The organism is Microlunatus elymi (genome assembly GCF_007362775.1).
Lineage (GTDB): Bacteria > Actinomycetota > Actinomycetes > Propionibacteriales > Propionibacteriaceae > Microlunatus > Microlunatus elymi.
This window is the reverse complement of record NZ_CP041692.1, coordinates 3,228,754-3,245,207: the sequence shown is the minus strand read 5'-3', so window position 1 is coordinate 3,245,207 and position 16,454 is coordinate 3,228,754. Positions and strand designations below refer to the sequence as shown.

The 16,454-nt window shown below is 66.7% G+C and carries 13 protein-coding genes; 11 read left to right on the top strand and 2 right to left on the bottom strand.

Translation table 11 applies throughout. From position 1 onward, the window contains the following. Positions 1-580: 580 nt before the first annotated feature. Together FOE78_RS14500 and FOE78_RS14495 are read right to left on the bottom strand one after the other, a co-directional pair. A complete protein-coding gene (locus tag FOE78_RS14500; RefSeq protein ID WP_143986929.1) occupies positions 581-853 on the bottom strand; it encodes a type II toxin-antitoxin system RelE family toxin in 273 nt (90 codons plus the stop codon). Further along, entirely contained in the window at positions 850-1,134 is a 285-nt protein-coding gene (locus FOE78_RS14495; protein ID WP_210414593.1) for a type II toxin-antitoxin system Phd/YefM family antitoxin, read from the bottom strand. The genes FOE78_RS14500 and FOE78_RS14495 overlap by 4 nt, the downstream gene beginning before the upstream one ends. Before the next feature lie 379 nt (positions 1,135-1,513). Between FOE78_RS14495 and FOE78_RS14490 the strand changes: the two genes are divergently transcribed. The 11 genes from FOE78_RS14490 to FOE78_RS14440 all read left to right on the top strand — a co-directional run bounded on the left by FOE78_RS14490 (position 1,514) and on the right by FOE78_RS14440 (position 16,443). Further along, the gene (locus tag FOE78_RS14490; protein WP_168207527.1) at positions 1,514-2,065 is read left to right on the top strand and encodes a DUF6130 family protein; all 552 of its coding nucleotides are present in this window, start codon (positions 1,514-1,516) and stop codon (positions 2,063-2,065) included. Continuing rightward, positions 2,055-2,786 carry a cytochrome b/b6 domain-containing protein gene (locus tag FOE78_RS14485; protein ID WP_143986926.1) on the top strand — a complete coding sequence of 244 codons (732 nt, stop codon included), beginning with the start codon at positions 2,055-2,057 and terminating at the stop codon, positions 2,784-2,786. Before FOE78_RS14490 ends, FOE78_RS14485 begins: the two co-directional genes overlap by 11 nt. 69 nt (positions 2,787-2,855) lie before the next feature. After that, positions 2,856-3,854: a prolipoprotein diacylglyceryl transferase gene (gene lgt, locus FOE78_RS14480; protein WP_143986925.1), complete on the top strand. Its 999-nt coding sequence runs from the start codon at positions 2,856-2,858 to the stop codon at positions 3,852-3,854. A gap of 23 nt (positions 3,855-3,877) precedes the next feature. Further along, the gene (locus tag FOE78_RS14475; protein WP_143986924.1) at positions 3,878-4,102 is read left to right on the top strand and encodes a hypothetical protein; all 225 of its coding nucleotides are present in this window, start codon (positions 3,878-3,880) and stop codon (positions 4,100-4,102) included. A gap of 2 nt (positions 4,103-4,104) precedes the next feature. Beyond that, positions 4,105-4,533 carry a TA system VapC family ribonuclease toxin gene (locus FOE78_RS14470; protein ID WP_168207526.1) on the top strand — a complete coding sequence of 143 codons (429 nt, stop codon included), beginning with the start codon at positions 4,105-4,107 and terminating at the stop codon, positions 4,531-4,533. A gap of 400 nt (positions 4,534-4,933) precedes the next feature. After that, positions 4,934-9,463 carry a glutamate synthase large subunit gene (gene gltB, locus FOE78_RS14465; RefSeq protein ID WP_143986922.1) on the top strand — a complete coding sequence of 1,510 codons (4,530 nt, stop codon included), beginning with the start codon at positions 4,934-4,936 and terminating at the stop codon, positions 9,461-9,463. Then, positions 9,456-10,919: a glutamate synthase subunit beta gene (locus FOE78_RS14460; RefSeq protein WP_143986921.1), complete on the top strand. Its 1,464-nt coding sequence runs from the start codon at positions 9,456-9,458 to the stop codon at positions 10,917-10,919. The genes gltB and FOE78_RS14460 overlap by 8 nt, the downstream gene beginning before the upstream one ends. Before the next feature lie 73 nt (positions 10,920-10,992). Next, entirely contained in the window at positions 10,993-11,511 is a 519-nt protein-coding gene (locus tag FOE78_RS14455; protein ID WP_143986920.1) for a DUF1697 domain-containing protein, read from the top strand. Positions 11,512-11,755: 244 nt separating this feature from the next. Next, entirely contained in the window at positions 11,756-15,301 is a 3,546-nt protein-coding gene (gene dnaE, locus FOE78_RS14450; RefSeq protein WP_143986919.1) for a DNA polymerase III subunit alpha, read from the top strand. 2 nt (positions 15,302-15,303) lie between these two features. After that, positions 15,304-15,888 (top strand): hypothetical protein, encoded by a 585-nt coding sequence (locus tag FOE78_RS14445; RefSeq protein ID WP_143986918.1) that lies wholly within the window; start codon positions 15,304-15,306, stop codon positions 15,886-15,888. A 66-nt stretch (positions 15,889-15,954) separates the two neighbouring features. Further along, a complete protein-coding gene (locus FOE78_RS14440; RefSeq protein WP_143986917.1) occupies positions 15,955-16,443 on the top strand; it encodes an OsmC family protein in 489 nt (162 codons plus the stop codon). Positions 16,444-16,454 lie beyond the last annotated feature (11 nt).

The window sequence follows — 16,454 nt, the reverse complement described above, 5'->3', positions numbered from 1 at the left end:
CCGGCAGGCTGCATTGCCGCGGTCGAGCAGGGTTCATCAGCTGGTGATGACGTCGACACGCCGAGAGGATGATCGATCCGCAGAGCTGCCGCACTCATCAGACGGCCAATTTGGTACGTACGCTCTGCGCGTCCTGTTCCAGCTCCGGCGTGTCGACGACCCATCACCGAGGAGTGACCGGCAACAAAATATCCAAACCACGTGAATGCGTCCGTATGAGGCACCCTTGCGGACATTGAAGCCGGGCCGGTCTAGCGGCAATCGGGCGGGCAGCAACGGCCGGCCGTATTTCAAGCCCGGGGACGTTGACGGGTCCGGGAACCTGAATATAAGGCGCCAGATGGTCAAAATCGCCTGCGGACCGCGATTTTCGCGATCTGGTGCCCTGATCCCAGGGATCGACGCCGGACAAGCCGGTCCGCAGCGACCGGTTCAGCACGCTCCAGCGGGAACGCAACAGGTCCGCGTTCACGCAACTGCCGCCTGTCGCCCGGTGATCGATGCGCAGATGACGTTATCGAACGCCGCTTCCTTGGCATCCGGATGGAGGAACCCGCTGTGCACAGATTTTGTGGGAGCTTCAGTGATGGTGGGCGTCGCGGCGGTGGGAGATTGAGACGACCTCTATGACGAGACGCGCCTCGAGTATGCGGTAGATGACCCGGTATTCGCCTCGCCGAGCGGAGTAGAGCGGTGCCAACGGCTCGCGCAGCGGCTTGCCAATTCTGCGCGGATTCTCGCGCAGTGCTCCCATGACGAACTCGAATGCAGCGGCGGCGATCTTTTCCGGTAGTTCGCGCTCCAAGGCTCGACGGGCAGCGCGGGTGAAAACGACCTCGTACGGTTCGGTCACGCGGTGAGCCTGCCGCGCGCGACCATGGCGGCCCGCACGTCAGCAGCAGAAGACACGTCCTCGTGCGCCAGGTCGGCGAGGCCGTCGCGTATGGCTGCGACTTCGTCCGGATGGCTCAGGATGTCAACGGTCTCCAGCAACGAGTCGTAGTCGTCGGCGCTGAGGAGCACCGCCGCGCGATCGCCGTTTCGGGTGACGTCGAACCGCTCGTGCGTGGTTACGGCCGACTCGATGAGTTTGGAGAAGTTTGCGCGGGCATCCGCCACTGAGAGCGTAGTCATGTACAGAATTATAGCGCACCGGGGTCCGCGGGAGGATCCGATCCGGGCCGGTCAGAAGTCGGCGAAGTAGTTCGGATCTCCAGGCATCTGGCGCTCGACCACGGGGGACTGGGCCGAGCATCTCTGCCGACACCCATTCCTGGATGACCTGCCCGGCATCTACCCAGACGTAGGCCTGCCAGCGGTAGCTGTGACACCGCCACACAATGATGAACGCTGGACGTGTGGTTCGTGGAGACCCGGCCGGCGCAGCTATGCACTCCGCGTGTGCTGGGGCCGCGGCCATGTCCGATCCTTCTTTCGCCGGCCCATCAAGGAGTCGGGCCCGGCCGAGATGAACCGGACGACTCGGGTCCACGTGTCCCTGGATAGCCGGGCGATGACCCCGATGGAGGGCCTCGCCGACGGCGTTCCTCAACCCTCACCAGGAGACATCATGTCGGCACCGAGCAAGAAGAATTTGATCATGGGTTCGGCTGCGGCCGGCGCACTGCTGATGCTGGCCGGCTGCGGGATGGGCGGCGGCTACGGCAGCAGCACCACCAACAGCGGCAGCAACAACTCCAACAGCGGCAGCAACCAGGGCGGCGCCACCATCTCGATCACCGCGCCGAAGAACAACGCCAGCGTGACCGAGCCGTTCAAGCTGACGGTGAAGTCCAGCGAGGCGCTCGGACCGACCACCTCCGGCAAAGATCATTTCCACCTCACCTTCGACGGCAACGCCCAGGACTACACGGTGGAGACCCAGCCGACGGTCATGATCAGCAAGCTCGCCCCGGGCAAGCACACGATCAAGGTCACCCTGCAACATGCAGACCATTCGCCGGTCGGACCGCAGGCCCAGATCACGGTCACCGTGACGAAGGCCGGCGCGGTCACCAGTAGTTCGTCCTCGGCGTCGTCGTCGGGCGGCGGCTATGACTACTGAATCGCCCACGTCCGATTCACCCGCGGCACGTCGCGCCGAGGGCGAAGGGCCTGATCGCCCGAGTGGCCGGCCGCCGACGATCATCATCCGCAATCGGCGGCACAGTCGCTGGCTGCATGCCGGCATCTACCTGTGCACGTTGCTGTTGTTGATCACCGGCGGCTGGCTGCTGTTCGGTCAGGAAGGCAATCCCAGCTTCCTGGCCGAGCTGGCGCACGTACCGGACACCCAACTGCACAAGCTGATCGGCTGGGCGCTGCTCGGCATCGGCGTGCTGGGGGTGATCGCCTGGCATCACCGGATCGCCGACTTCGTACGGGAGACGGTGCGCTGGGACCGCGGTGATCTGGCCTGGTTGTTGGGCTGGCCCAAGGCCGTACGCAGCGGCCGGTTCCCACCGCATCAGGGCGACTTCGACCCCGCCCAGCGGCTGGCGAACCTGATCCTGGTCGGCGGGCTGATCCTGCTGATCGGCAGCGGTGCCGGGCTGGCCACCCTGCACGGCGGACCGATCTTCGTCTGGCTCTACCGGATCCACCTCTGGGTGACCTACCCGGTCACGGTGATGGTCGTCGGCCACGTGGTGGTGGCCTCCGGCATCCTGCCCGGCTATCGCGGCACCTGGCGGGCGATGCACCTTGGCGGCCGGTTACCGACCGAGGTCGCGGGCCGGCTGTGGCCGCACTGGCTGCAGCGCCAGAGTCGGGGGAAGGCCGGATAGGATCGCAGAGGTTCCGAACTATTTGCGTACGGACCCGCGATCCACTCAGGCAGGAGAACCAGGCGGCCCGTGATAGACCACATCCTTCCCGTCCTAGCCATCCCCAGCCCGCCGTTCCGGGAGTTCCACCTCGGTCCGCTGCCGATCCGGATGTACGCGCTGTGCATCATCACCGGGGCCATCGTCGGCACCATCATCGCCACCCGGCGCTGGATCGCGCGCGGCGGCAGCCGGGACGCGGTCGAGACGGTGGCGCTGGTGTCGGTGCCGTTCGGCATCGTCGGGGCCCGGATCTACCACGTGATCACCGATCATCAGCTCTACTTCGGCCCGGGCCAGCAACCGATCCGGGCGCTCTACCTGTGGGACGGCGGCCTGGGCATCTGGGGTGGCGTCGCCTTCGGCGCGCTCGGCGGCTACCTGGTCTGCCGCCGCCGCAAGATGCGGTTCTGGGCACTGGCCGACGCGCTTGCCCCCGGTGTCGTGGTCGCGCAGGCGATCGGCCGGCTCGGCAACTGGTTCAACCAGGAGCTGTACGGTCGGCCGAGCACGCTGCCGTGGGCGTTGGAGATCGCGCCGCAGTATCGGATCCCCGGCTACGAGCAGTACGCGGCCTTCCACCCGACCTTCCTGTACGAATTGGTCTGGGACCTCGCGGTCGCGGTCGCACTGATCCTGCTCGATCGCCGATTCAAGCTCGGCCACGGCAAGGTGTTCATGCTGTACGTGATGTTCTACACCGCCGGCCGCGCCTGGGTGGAGCACCTGCGGATCGATCCGGCCCACACCATCGGCGGCTTCCGGCTCAACGACTACGTCTCGGCCGCGGTCTTCCTCGCCGCGCTGATCTGCTTCCTCTGGTTGGTCAAGTTCAAGCCGGGCCGGGAGGAGATCGTCGAGGGCGACTTCCGCTTCGTGAACGGCCTGCCGCCGGACGACTCGTCCACCGCCGACCCGGCCGCCCCAGATTCGTCCAGCCCAGATTCGTCCAGCCCAGATTCGTCTACCGAGGCAGAGGGGGAGACCGAGGAGCCCGTGGGCTCGACCCGCGATCCTCAGTCATCATGATGCGCTGATGTTATGGTGTGGCCATGCGGACGACTCTCGATCTGGATGAGCGGGTACTCGCGGCGGCTCGCGCGCTTGCCGCTGCCAAGAACATCTCCGTCGGCCGCGCATTGTCCGAATTGGCACTGAGGGGGCTGGCCGGACCGGCGAGCGAGAACAAGACGCGGTCTGGATTTCCGGTGATCAGCGGTGTAAGCGGCCACGTGATCACTGATGAGATGGTCGAATCCGCGCTCGAAGAGGAGTAGCCGTGACCTATCTCCTCGATGTGAACGTTCTGATCGCGCTGACCCACCCGGGCCATGTCCATCACAACGCAGCGCACGCATGGATGGATACGGTAGGCGCTTGGGCCACCACGCCAATCACCGAGAGCGGCTTCGTCCGGTTGCTGATGAACCCTCGGATCGCCGGCCGTGAAGTCACCGGCGCCGAGGCGATCGAGCTTCTTCGCGGCGTCCGTGGGCGGGACGGTCATTCCTTCATCGGGGACGAGTCTTCGCTGGCTGATGCCGCGATCGGGCTCGACATGCTGGTGGGCACGAAGCAGGTGACCGATCTGCATCTGGTCAACCTCGCGAAGATCAACGAACTGGTGTTCGCGACCTTCGACGGGCGAATCGTGCAGTGGCTCAGCGCTGAGGAGCGGGCTGGGGTCGAGGTCATCGCGGCGGTGTGACGCAGTCGTCACGACCTGTAATATTTCTCGTCCGACCCGCGAACTCTGGGCAATTTAGTGCTCTCGCCCCTGAACACGGGCCCTGTACGCTAGTTTTTCCTCTGCGTCGCGAGATGTGGATCGGCGTCGGAGCGTCTATTCGATTCCGAATCCGGCAGATCGCGGCAGTAAACTGCAGCGGATCGCCGTTCGCGGGACGCGGTACTGACAAGCTGCCGACCCCGTACAGCCGTGCACACATCGCGGTGAAGGGTGGTCACCCCACAGACCTTGGGGGTTAGGTTTGTGCGTCCGATCCGGGCCGGCGAAGTCCCGGTGATCATGCTGTGCAACGCATCACCCACTGATCTGAGCCTTCCCGGCTGCCGGGAGGAGCCGACCCAACCCGACTGGAGTACGCATGAGCGCTGGGTACACCACGCAGGGTCTCTACGACCCTGACTTCGAACACGACGCCTGCGGTGTCGCCTTCGTCGCCACGCTGACCGGGGTGCCCAGTCACGCCATCGTCGAGCAGGGCCTGGAAGCCCTGGCCAACCTCGATCATCGCGGTGCTACCGGTGCCGACGCGGCCGCCGGTGACGGCGCCGGAATCCTGATCCAGCTGCCGGACGCGTTCCTGCGTGGAGTCTGCGACTTCGCGTTGCCGACCGCCGGTGCGTACGCCGTCGGCACCGCCTTCCTGCCGCTGGACGAGGACGACGCGGGCAAGGCCCGGGCCGCGATCGAACGGATCGCCGCCGAGGAGCAACTGCAGGTGCTGGGCTGGCGCCCGGTGCCGACCGATTCCTCCAGCCTCAGCCCGATCTCGCTGAACACCATGCCGCGCTTCGAGCAGGTCGTGATCGGATCGCCTGCCGACGCGGACAGCCCGCTGTCCGGGCTGGAGCTGGAGCGGGTGGCCTTCGCCGTACGCCGCCGGGCCGAGCACGAACTCGGCGTCTACTTCCCGTCGCTGTCCTGCCGGACTCTGGTCTACAAGGGCATGCTGACCACCGATCAGCTGGGAGCCATCTTCCCCGAGTTGCGGGACGAACGGATGGCCAGCGCGCTGGCGGTGGTGCACTCCCGCTTCTCCACCAACACCTTCCCGGCCTGGGAACTGGCACACCCGTACCGGATGATCGCGCACAACGGCGAGATCAACACCGTCAAGGGAAACCGGAACTGGATGCGGGCCCGGGAGGCGCTGCTGAAGTCCGACCTGATCCCCGGCGATCTGGAACGACTGTTCCCGATCTGCACCCCCAGCTACTCCGACTCCGCCTCATTCGACGAGGTGGTAGAGCTGCTGCACCTGGGCGGGCGGTCGCTGCCGCACGCGATCCAGATGCTGATCCCGGAGGCGTGGGAGAACAACCCGCAGATGCCCAAGCGGCTGCGCGACTTCTACGCCTTCCACGCCGCGCTGATGGAGCCGTGGGACGGACCGGCCGCGGTCGTCTTCACCGACGGCACCCAGGTCGGCGCGGTGCTGGACCGCAACGGTCTGCGACCCGGCCGCTACTGGGTCACCGACGACGACCTGGTTGTCCTCGCCTCCGAGTCCGGGGTGCTCGACATCCCGGACACCAAGATCATCGAGAAGGGCCGGCTGCAGCCGGGCAAGATGTTCCTGGCCGACCTGGCCGAGCATCGGATCATCGGTGACGAGGAGATCAAGAACCAGCTGGCCACCGCCGAACCGTACGGGGAGTGGCTGCTGGCCGGCCGGCTCAGGTTGTCCGACCTGCCCGACCGCGAGCACACCATCCACACCCACGCCTCGGTGACCCGGCGGCAGCAGGTCTTCGGCTACACCGAGGAGGAGTTGCGGATCCTGCTGGCGCCGATGGCGGCCAAGGGGGCCGAGCCGATCGGGTCGATGGGCACCGACACCCCGGTGGCCGCGCTCAGTGACCGGCCGCGGATGCTGTTCGACTACTTCAGTCAGCTGTTCGCCCAGGTGACCAACCCGCCGCTGGACGCGATCCGGGAGGAACTGGTCACCTCGCTCTACAACAGCATCGGCCCGGAGCAGAACCTGCTCGAGCCCGGCCCGGCCTCCTGTCGCCGGCTGGTGCTGGACTTCCCGGTGCTGGACAACGACTCGCTGGCCAAGATCAACCACATCAACCGGCGCGGTGATCTGCCCGGCTACGCCACCTACGTGGTCCGTGGCCTCTACAACGTGCACGGCGGTGCGGCGGCGCTGGAGGCGCGGCTGGATCAGCTGATGACCGAGGTGTCCCGGGCGATCGCCAAGGGTGCCCGGACCATCATCCTCAGTGACCGGCACTCCAACGCCGAGCAGGCGCCGATCCCGTCGCTGCTGTTGACCGCCGCGATCCACCACCACCTGGTCCGGGAGAAGCAGCGGACCCAGGTCGGCCTGATTGTGGAGACCGCCGACGTGCGCGAGGTACATCACGTCGCCCTGCTGATCGGGTACGGCGCCGCCGCGGTCAACCCCTACCTGGCGATCGAGTCGGTGGAGGACCTGGCTCGGCGCGGCGTCTATCTCGACGTCAGCCCGGAGCAGGCCGTCCAGAACGTGATCCAGGCGCTCGGCAAGGGCGTGCTCAAGGTGATGAGCAAGATCGGCGTGTCCACCGTGGCCTCGTACACCGGTGCACAGATCTTCGAGGCGCTCGGGCTGTCCCAGGAGCTGGTCGACCGCTACTTCACCGGCACCACCAGCAAGCTCGGCGGCATCGGCCTGCAGCAGATCGCCGAGGAGATCCGCAGCCGGCACGCTCGCGCCTACCCGGCCGACGGGATCCCGCTGGCGCACCGCACCCTGGACATCGGCGGCGAATACCAGTGGCGCCGCGAGGGTGAACCGCACCTGTTCGACCCGGAGACGGTGTTCCGGCTGCAGCACTCCACCCGGGCCGGACGCTACGACGTCTTCAAGGACTACACCGCACGCGTCGATGATCAGTCGATGAGGCTGATGACCCTGCGCGGGCTGCTGAAGTTCAACTCCGACCGGAACCCGGTGCCGATCGACGAGGTCGAGCCGGTCAGCGAGATCGTCAAGCGGTTCTCCACCGGCGCGATGAGCTACGGCTCGATCTCGAAGGAGGCGCACGAGACGCTGGCGATCGCGATGAACGCACTCGGCGCCAAGTCCAACACCGGTGAGGGCGGCGAGGATCCGGACCGGCTGTACGACCCGCAGCGCCGCAGCGCGATCAAGCAGGTCGCCTCCGGCCGCTTCGGCGTCACCTCGGCCTACCTCACCAACGCCGACGACATCCAGATCAAGATGGCCCAGGGCGCCAAGCCGGGCGAGGGCGGTCAGCTGCCGGGCAACAAGGTCTACCCGTGGGTGGCCAACACCCGGCATTCGACCCCGGGCGTCGGGCTGATCTCGCCGCCGCCGCATCACGACATCTACTCGATCGAGGACCTCAAACAGCTGATCCACGACCTGAAGTGCGCCAATCCGAGCGCGCGGATCCACGTCAAGCTGGTCGGCGAGGTCGGCGTCGGTACGGTCGCGGCCGGAGTCTCCAAGGCCAAGGCCGACGTGGTGTTGATCTCCGGACACGACGGCGGCACCGGTGCGGCGCCGCTGACCTCGCTCAAGCATGCCGGCGGTCCGTGGGAGCTCGGCCTGGCCGAGACCCAGCAAACCCTGCTGCTGAACGGATTGCGGGATCGGATCGTGGTCCAGGTCGACGGCCAGCTGAAGACCGGTCGGGACGTGGTGATCGGTGCCCTGCTCGGTGCCGAGGAGTACGGTTTCGCCACCGCCCCGCTGGTGGTCGAGGGCTGCGTGATGATGCGGGTCTGCCACCTGGACACCTGCCCGGTCGGCGTCGCGACCCAAAACCCGGAGCTGCGCAAGAAGTACACCGGCAAGCCCGAGTTCGTGATCAACTTCTTCGAGTTCATCGCGCAGGAAGTCCGCGAAATCCTTGCAGAGCTGGGATTCCGCAGCCTGGACGAGGCCATCGGCCACGTCGAGGTGCTGGACGTCCGGGGTGCAGTTGATCACTGGAAGGCGTCCGGCCTGGACCTGTCGCCGATCCTCTACCGGCCGGAGCTGCCCGACGGTGCGGTGCTGAAGAACGCCGTCGGTCAAGATCACGGACTGGACGAGAAGCTCGACCAGGAGTTGATCAAGATCTGCGCCGACGCGCTCAGCACCGGCGATCCGGTCCGGGCGCAGCTCAAGATCAGGAACGTGGATCGGACCGCGGGCACGCTGCTCGGCCACGAGGTGACCAAGGCGACCGGCGGCAACGGATTGCCGGACGGCACCATCGACCTGACCCTGCTCGGCTCGGCCGGGCAGAGCTTCGGCGCCTTCGTACCGGCCGGGATCACGCTTCGGCTGGAGGGCGACAGCAACGACTACCTGGGCAAGGGTTTGTCCGGCGGCCGGCTGGTCGTCAGGCCGAGCCGGGACGCGTCCTTCGTCGCCGAGCAGCAGATCATCGCCGGCAACGTGATCGGCTACGGGGCGACCTCGGGCGAGATCTTCCTGCGGGGACAGGTGGGGGAGCGGTTCTGCGTCCGCAACTCCGGCGCCACCGCAGTGGTCGAGGGCGTCGGTGATCATGGTTGCGAGTACATGACCGGCGGCACCGTGGTGGTGCTCGGCAAGACCGGCCGGAACTTCGCCGCCGGCATGTCCGGTGGGGTCGCGTACGTCCTTGATCTTGATCTTGACCAGTTGAACTCCGAGATGGTCGACTCCCGGAAGCTGACCGAGGCCGACCGTGATCAACTCCGGCAGTTGATCATCCGGCATCAGGAGGAGACCGGCTCGGCCGTCGCGGAGCGGCTGCTGGCCGACTGGGGGATGAGCGCCACCCGCTTCACCAAGGTGCTGCCCCGTGATTACGCCCGAGTGCTGGCCGCGCGCGAGCAGGCCAAGGCCGAAGGCTTGGACGACGTGACCACCACGTCCCGAATGATGGAGGCCGCCAATGGCTGATCCTCGGGGTTTCATGAAGTACGACCGGAAGTCGGCGACCCGGCGGCCGGTGAACGAGCGGATCCACGACTGGAAAGAGGTCTACCCCGGTACGCCGGGACGGGCCCTGCTGCCGATCATCAGTGAGCAGGCCGGCCGCTGCATGGACTGCGGGATCCCGTTCTGCCACACGGGTTGCCCGCTGGGCAACCTGATCCCGGAGTGGAACGACCTGGTCTGGCGCGGCGACTGGGAGGTCGCGTTGGAACGGCTGCACGCCACCAACAACTTCCCGGAATTCACCGGCCGGTTGTGCCCGGCACCGTGCGAGGACGCCTGTGTGGTGGCGATCGCCGACGAGGCGGTGACGATCAAGAACGTCGAGGTCGCCATCATCGACAAGGGTTGGGATGACCATCGGGTCAAGCCGCAGCTGACCGAGTGGCACACCGGCAGCACCGTCGCGGTGATCGGCTCCGGCCCGGCCGGACTGGCGGCCGCCCAGCAGCTCACCCGCGCCGGCCACACCGTCGCGGTGCTGGAGCGGGACGACAAGCCGGGCGGCCTGCTGCGCTACGGGATCCCCGAATACAAGATGGAGAAGTCGGTGCTGGACCGTCGGCTCGATCAGATGAAGGACGAGGGCACCCACTTCAAGTGCAACGTCGAGGTCGGCAAGGACATCACCGGTGCCGCCTTGCGGGCCCGGTTCGACGCGGTGATCGTGGCCACCGGCGCAACCGTGCCGCGTGAGCTGGAGGTGCCGGGGCGACAGTTCCACGGCGTTCACCATGCGATGGAGTACCTGACCCAGGCGAATCGGGTCGCGGTCGGCGAGACCGTTCGTGATCAGATCTGCGCCGCCGGCAAGAACGTGATCATCATTGGTGGCGGCGACACCGGCAACGACTGCCTCGGCACCGCGACCCGGCAGGGCGCGAAGACGATCATGCAGTTGGAGCACAACGTCGAACCGCCGGTGGCGCGGGCGCCGCACGAGCCGTGGCCGACCTTCCCGCGGATCCTGCGGGTGTCGCCGGCCAACGAGGAGGGCGGCGAGCGGGTCTTCAAGTCCTCCACCATCGAGGTGCTCGGCGACGAGGACGGCAACGTCACCGGGATCAAGATCATCGAGGTGATCCGGGAGAACGGGGTGAACACCGCCGTGGAAGGCAGCGAGCAGATCCTGCCGGCCGACCTGGTGCTGCTGGCGATGGGCTACACCGGCCCGGAGGCCGACCTGCTGGAACAGCTCGGCGTACCGACCAACGCTCGCACCCACGCCGTACGCAACGCCGACTACAGCACCGACGCCGAGGGCGTCTTCGTCTGCGGTGACGCCGGCCGCGGGCAGTCGCTGATCGTCTGGGCGATCGCCGAGGGCCGGGCCGCCGCCGCCAGCGTGGACAAATACCTGTCCGGCAGCAGCAAACTGCCCCACCCGGTCGCAGCCACCGCCCAACCCATCGGCCACTGATCCCGACCTGTCAGCGTCAGGACGCGCTATAACGCTTCCTGACGCTGACAAGTCGGGAACGAAGGGGAGATCCATGTACGTGGTGCTGTTGCGCGGGGTGAATCTGGCGGGCCGGCGGGTGCCCAGTGCGGACCTCAAGGAGGTCGCTACCGAGCTCGGGCACAGGGACGTATCGACGTACATCAACAGCGGCAACGTGATCTGCTCCTCCGACCAGACGCCGACCGAGATCGCGGCGGGATTCGAGCAGGCACTGGCCGATCGGTTCGGGTTCGACGTCGACGTGGTGGTGCGGACCGGCGCCGAGCTGGCCGAGGTGGTGGCCCGCAATCCCTACCCTGAAGGGGATCCCAAGCAGGTCACCGTTGGTTTCGCCAAGGAGCCGATCGCGGCGGACGCGGCCCAGCGGATGGCGGCGCTGGCGAGCGACCAGGAGCGGTTCGAGATCCACGGCCGAGAGGTCTACGTCGATTTCGCCGGCGGTCTGGCCAGGAGCAAGCTCGCCGCCACCTTGCCCAGGACGGCCGGCCAGACCACCACCGCACGCAACATCCGTACGGTCACCAAACTGGCCGAGTTGGCCGCGGAGTGATTCCCGCACCACCTGCAGCACCGCGCACCGGGTGTAGGCGGTGCGGGACGCTGGGGCTGGTGCGGCAACCGGGGGCGGCGCGGGCCCGTGTCGTGCCGGGGTGGTGTCCGAGGGCACGACTAGGGTGGCTGTCTAGCTGTCCTTCCCCGCGGCTATTGTTCAGATCCACCCACAGTGTCCGACGCCGACGCGACCCGTCCCCGGCGCTGTGGCGTCGACGAATTGCGGAGGTATAGCGGCGTCCATGTCTGCATCCGGCAGCCCCAGCTCGTACAGCCGGGATTCGTTCGTTCATCTGCATGTTCACTCCGAGTACTCGATGCTCGACGGGGCGGCCCGGATCGATGACCTGATGAAGGGTTGTCAGCAGATGGAGATGCCGGCGATCGGGCTGACCGATCACGGCTTCCTGTTCGGTGCGCACGAGTTCCACGCCGCCGCGACCAAGGCCGGGGTGAAGCCGATCATCGGCCTGGAGGCCTACATCACGCCGAAGACCCATCGCAGCGAACGCAAACGGGTCCGCTGGGGCGACGGCGGCGGCGACGACGTGTCCGGCGGCGGCGCGTACACGCACATGACGCTGTGGTCGGAGTCGACCGAGGGCATGCACAACCTGTTCCGGTTGGGCACCCGCGCTTCCACCGAGGGCTTCTTCTACAAGCCGCGCGCCGACCGGGAGCTGTTGAGCGAGTACGCAGGAGGGCTGATCGCGAGCACCGGCTGCCCGTCGGGAGAGGTGCAGACTTACCTGCGGTTGGGCAAGTACGAGGAAGCGGTCGCCAGCGCGGCCGAATTCCGCGACATCTTCGGCGCCGGCAACTACTACGTCGAGCTGATGGACCACGGGCTCGGCATCGAGAAACGCGTCCGCGACGATCTGCTCAAGCTGGCCAAGGATCTGAAGCTGCCGCTGTTGGCGACCAACGACCTGCACTACGCCAGCGCCGACGACGCGGACGCGCACGAGGTGCTGCTGTGCGTGCAGTCCGGCGCAACCATGGCGGACGCGAACCGGTTCAAGCTGGACGGCGGCGGCTACTACCTGAAGTCGCCGGCCGAGATGCGGGAACTGTTCCGCGAGCTGCCGGAGGCCTGCGACAACACCCTGGAGATCGCCGAGCGCTGCCAGGTCGACTTCGTGCACGGCGAGGGCCGCTACATGCCGCGGTTCCCGGTGCCCGAGGGCCACGACGAGACCAGCTTCTTCCTGCATCAGGTGGAGACCGGGCTGGCCGAGCGCTACCCCGACGGCATCACCCCGGAGGTCCGCAAGCAGACCGACTACGAGACCGAGGTCATCGTCGGAAAAGGATATCCGGGCTATTATCTTGTGGTCGCGGACTTCATCAACTGGGCTAAGAACAACGGCGTCCACGTAGGTCCCGGGCGAGGTTCCGGCGCCGGTTCGATCTGCGCGTACGCGATGCGGATCACCGACCTCGACCCGCTCGAGCACGGCCTGATCTTCGAGCGCTTCCTGAATCCGGAACGCAAGTCGATGCCGGACTTTGACGTCGACTTCGACGACCGCCGGCGCGGCGAGGTGATCAGGTACGTCACCGAGAAGTACGGCAACGACCGGGTCGCCCAGATCGTCACCTACGGCAAGATCAAGGCGAAGCAGTCGGTCAAGGACGCCGCCCGGGTGATGGGCTACCCGTACGCGATGGGCGACAAGCTGACCAAGGCGATGCCGCCGCCGGTGCAGGGCAAGGACGTGCCGCTGCCGAAGATCTTCGACAAGTCGCACGACCGCTACAACGAGGGCGGCGAATTCCGTCAGTTGTACGAGACCGAGGCCGACGTCCGCAAGGTCGTCGACGCGGCGATGGGTCTGGAGGGTCTGGTCCGCCAGCCGGGCGTGCACGCGGCCGGCGTGATCATGAGCTCCGACCCGTTGATCGACATCATCCCGCTGATGAAGCGGGAGCAGGACGGCGCGATCATCACCCAGTTCGACTACCCGACCTGTGAGTCGCTGGGTCTGGTCAAGATGGACTTCCTGGGTCTGCGCAACCTGACCATCCTCGGTGACGCGTTGGACAACGTGAAGCTGAACCGGGGGATCGAAGTCGATCTTGATGCGCTGGCCAAGGACCTGACCGACCAGGCGACCTACGATCTGCTGGCGCGCGGCGAAACACTCGGTGTATTCCAGTTCGATAGTTCGGGTTATCGGCAGCTCTGCCGGTTGATGAAGCCGACCGAGTTCAACGACATCTCCGCGCTCGGCGCGCTGTACCGACCGGGCCCGATGGGTGCGGACAGTCACACCAACTACGCCAAGCGGAAGAACGGCCAGCAGCAGGTCGAGTATCTGCATCCGGAGCTGGCCGAGGCTCTGGAACCGATCCTGTCCGAGTCGTACGGCTTGATCATCTATCAGGAGCAGGTGCTGAAGATCGCGCAGGAGCTGGCGGGCTACTCGCTCGGCACAGCAGACCTGCTCCGCAAGGCGATGGGCAAGAAGAAGAAGGAGGTGCTGGACGCCGAGTTCCCGCCGTTCCAGGAGGGGATGCGGAAGAACGGCTTCTCCGACGCCGCGATCATCGCGCTGTGGGACGTGCTGGTGCCGTTCTCCAGCTACGCGTTCAACAAGGCCCACTCGGCCGCGTACGGGCTGGTGTCGTACTGGACCGCCTATCTGAAGGCGCACTACCCGGCCGAGTACATGGCCGCCGTGCTGGAGTCGGTCAAGGACGACAAGGACAAGATCGCGATCTACCTGTCCGAATGTCGTCGGCTCGGCATCAAGGTGCTGCCGCCGGACGTGAACGAGTCGCAGGCCAACTTCACCCCGGTCGGTTCCGACATCCGCTTCGGGCTGACCGCGATCCGCAACGTCGGCGGCAACGTGGTCGACGGCATCGTGGCCGCGCGTACCGAACACGGCAAGGCCAAGGACTTCAACGGCTATCTCGATCAGATTCCGCTGATCGCCTGCAACAAGCGGGTCACCGAATCGTTGATCAAGGCCGGTGCGTTCGACTCGATGGGGCACACCCGGCGGGCGTTGATGAGCGTCTTCGAGGCCGCCGTCGACGGTGTGATCGATCTCAAGCGGAACGAGGCCCACGGCCAGGACGACCTGTTCGGTGATCTGGGTGCCGATCATTCGCCGGTCAGCGTGACCGTGCCCGACCTGGAGGACTGGGACAAGCGGACCAAGCTCGCCTTCGAGCGGGAGATGCTCGGCCTCTACGTCAGTGATCATCCGCTGCAGGGCCTGGAGCACGTGATCGAACGCGAACGCGACATCAGCATCGGCAACCTGATCGCCGACGACGGTCCGCGTGAGGGCATGATCAACATCGCCGGCATGATCACCTCGGTGACCCGTAAGACGACCAAGAAGGGCGACATCTGGGCGGTGATCAGCGTCGAGGACCTGGAGGCCTCGATCGAGGTGCTGCTCTTCCCGAAGGCGTACGACCTGGTGTCAACGGTGATCGCCGAGGACACCGTGGTCACGGTGAAGGGCCGGATCCGTGACGACGACGACTCGATCGCACTGATCGGTCAGGAGCTCACCCTGCCCGACATCACCTCTGGCCCGACCGGGCCGGTGGTGATCTCGCTGCCGACGACGCGGTGCACACCGGCGACGGTGGACAAACTGGCCGAGATCCTGCGGGCCCATCCGGGGATGACCGAGGTGCAGCTGAAGCTGAAGGCGCCGAACAAGACCACCGTCATGCGGATCGGCAACGAATTCCGGGTGACCTCGTCCCAACCGTTGATGGCCGATCTGAAGGCCGAGCTCGGCCCGTCCTGCCTGGCCGGCTGACCGTGGCCGAACCCGAAGTCGTCCAGCCGCCGACGGTGGGACTGCCCGGCCGGCCCGAGATCTCGGTCAGCCGGGCGGCCGGTTGGTTGGCCGGCTATCTGCTGCTGTGTCTACTGGTCGGCGTCGGCGCCGGGGCGCTGTGGGAGAAGATCGTCAGGCTGCCGACGTACACGGTCGCCGCGAACGGAACCGCGTCGACGACGGAGCGGGGACTGACCGAATTCTTCGGTTCGGATGCCTGGTTCTGTGTGCTCGGCTTCCTGATCTCGATCGGGTTGGGCATCGTCTGCTGGAAGTGGTTCGGCAAGCTCGGCTGGCCGGTCGTGGTGGTGGCGATCCTGGGTGCGGTGTGCGCCGGACTGGTCTGCTGGTACATCGGCTATCAACTCGGGCCGGGCGACTTCGAACGCCGTCTGGCCACCGCCGGTCCCGGCGACGTGGTCCCGATTGCGCTGAATCTGCGCTCACCGGTGGCGCTGGTGGTGTGGGCGTTCGGTGCGATCATCCCGGTGCTGCTGCGGTCCTCGCTGGGTAAGGACGAAGAGGAAGCGGCGCTGCCGCCGCGCCGGCGTACCCGCCGCCGGTGAGCCGGCACCGGCCTCGGGTTGCGGTGCCGCTCGTCATTACACTGGGCGCCGATTGGGGGCGGGACGATGAGCAGCAGCGGCAAGCAGCATCGCTACGCGGTGAAGACGCGCTGGACCGGCAACCGCGGCAGCGGCACCTCGTCCTACCGCGACTACTCCCGTGATCACGAAGTACGGATGGCGACCAAGCCCGACCAGGTGCTGCCGGGATCGGCCGACCAGGCCTTCCGCGGGGATCCGGCCCGATTCAACCCCGAGGAGTTGCTGCTCGCAGCGTTGAGCCAGTGCCACATGCTGTCCTACCTGCATGCCTGCGTGCTGGCCGACGTCACCGTGGTCGCCTACACCGACGACGCCACCGCGACCATGATCACCGAGGTCGACGGCAGCGGCCGCTTTACCGAGGCGATGCTGAATCCGCGGGTGACGATCTCCGCCGACAGCGACCCGGAGCAGGCGATGCAGGCCCACGAGACCGCCCACCGGATGTGCTTCATCGCCAACTCGGTGAACTTCGAAGTCCGCCACCACCCGGCGATCACAGTCGCCGGCTGAGGGCGGCCCGG

Coding starts and splice junctions, on each gene's coding strand:
- FOE78_RS14490 (WP_168207527.1), top strand. CDS start 1,514: ATGACCCCGATGGAGGGCCTCGCCGACGGCGTTCCTCAACCCTCACCA.
- FOE78_RS14485 (WP_143986926.1), top strand. CDS start 2,055: ATGACTACTGAATCGCCCACGTCCGATTCACCCGCGGCACGTCGCGCC.
- FOE78_RS14455 (WP_143986920.1), top strand. CDS start 10,993: ATGTACGTGGTGCTGTTGCGCGGGGTGAATCTGGCGGGCCGGCGGGTG.
- dnaE (WP_143986919.1), top strand. CDS start 11,756: ATGTCTGCATCCGGCAGCCCCAGCTCGTACAGCCGGGATTCGTTCGTT.
- gltB (WP_143986922.1), top strand. CDS start 4,934: ATGAGCGCTGGGTACACCACGCAGGGTCTCTACGACCCTGACTTCGAA.
- FOE78_RS14460 (WP_143986921.1), top strand. CDS start 9,456: ATGGCTGATCCTCGGGGTTTCATGAAGTACGACCGGAAGTCGGCGACC.
- FOE78_RS14495 (WP_210414593.1), bottom strand. CDS start 1,134: ATGACTACGCTCTCAGTGGCGGATGCCCGCGCAAACTTCTCCAAACTC.
- FOE78_RS14440 (WP_143986917.1), top strand. CDS start 15,955: ATGAGCAGCAGCGGCAAGCAGCATCGCTACGCGGTGAAGACGCGCTGG.
- FOE78_RS14475 (WP_143986924.1), top strand. CDS start 3,878: ATGCGGACGACTCTCGATCTGGATGAGCGGGTACTCGCGGCGGCTCGC.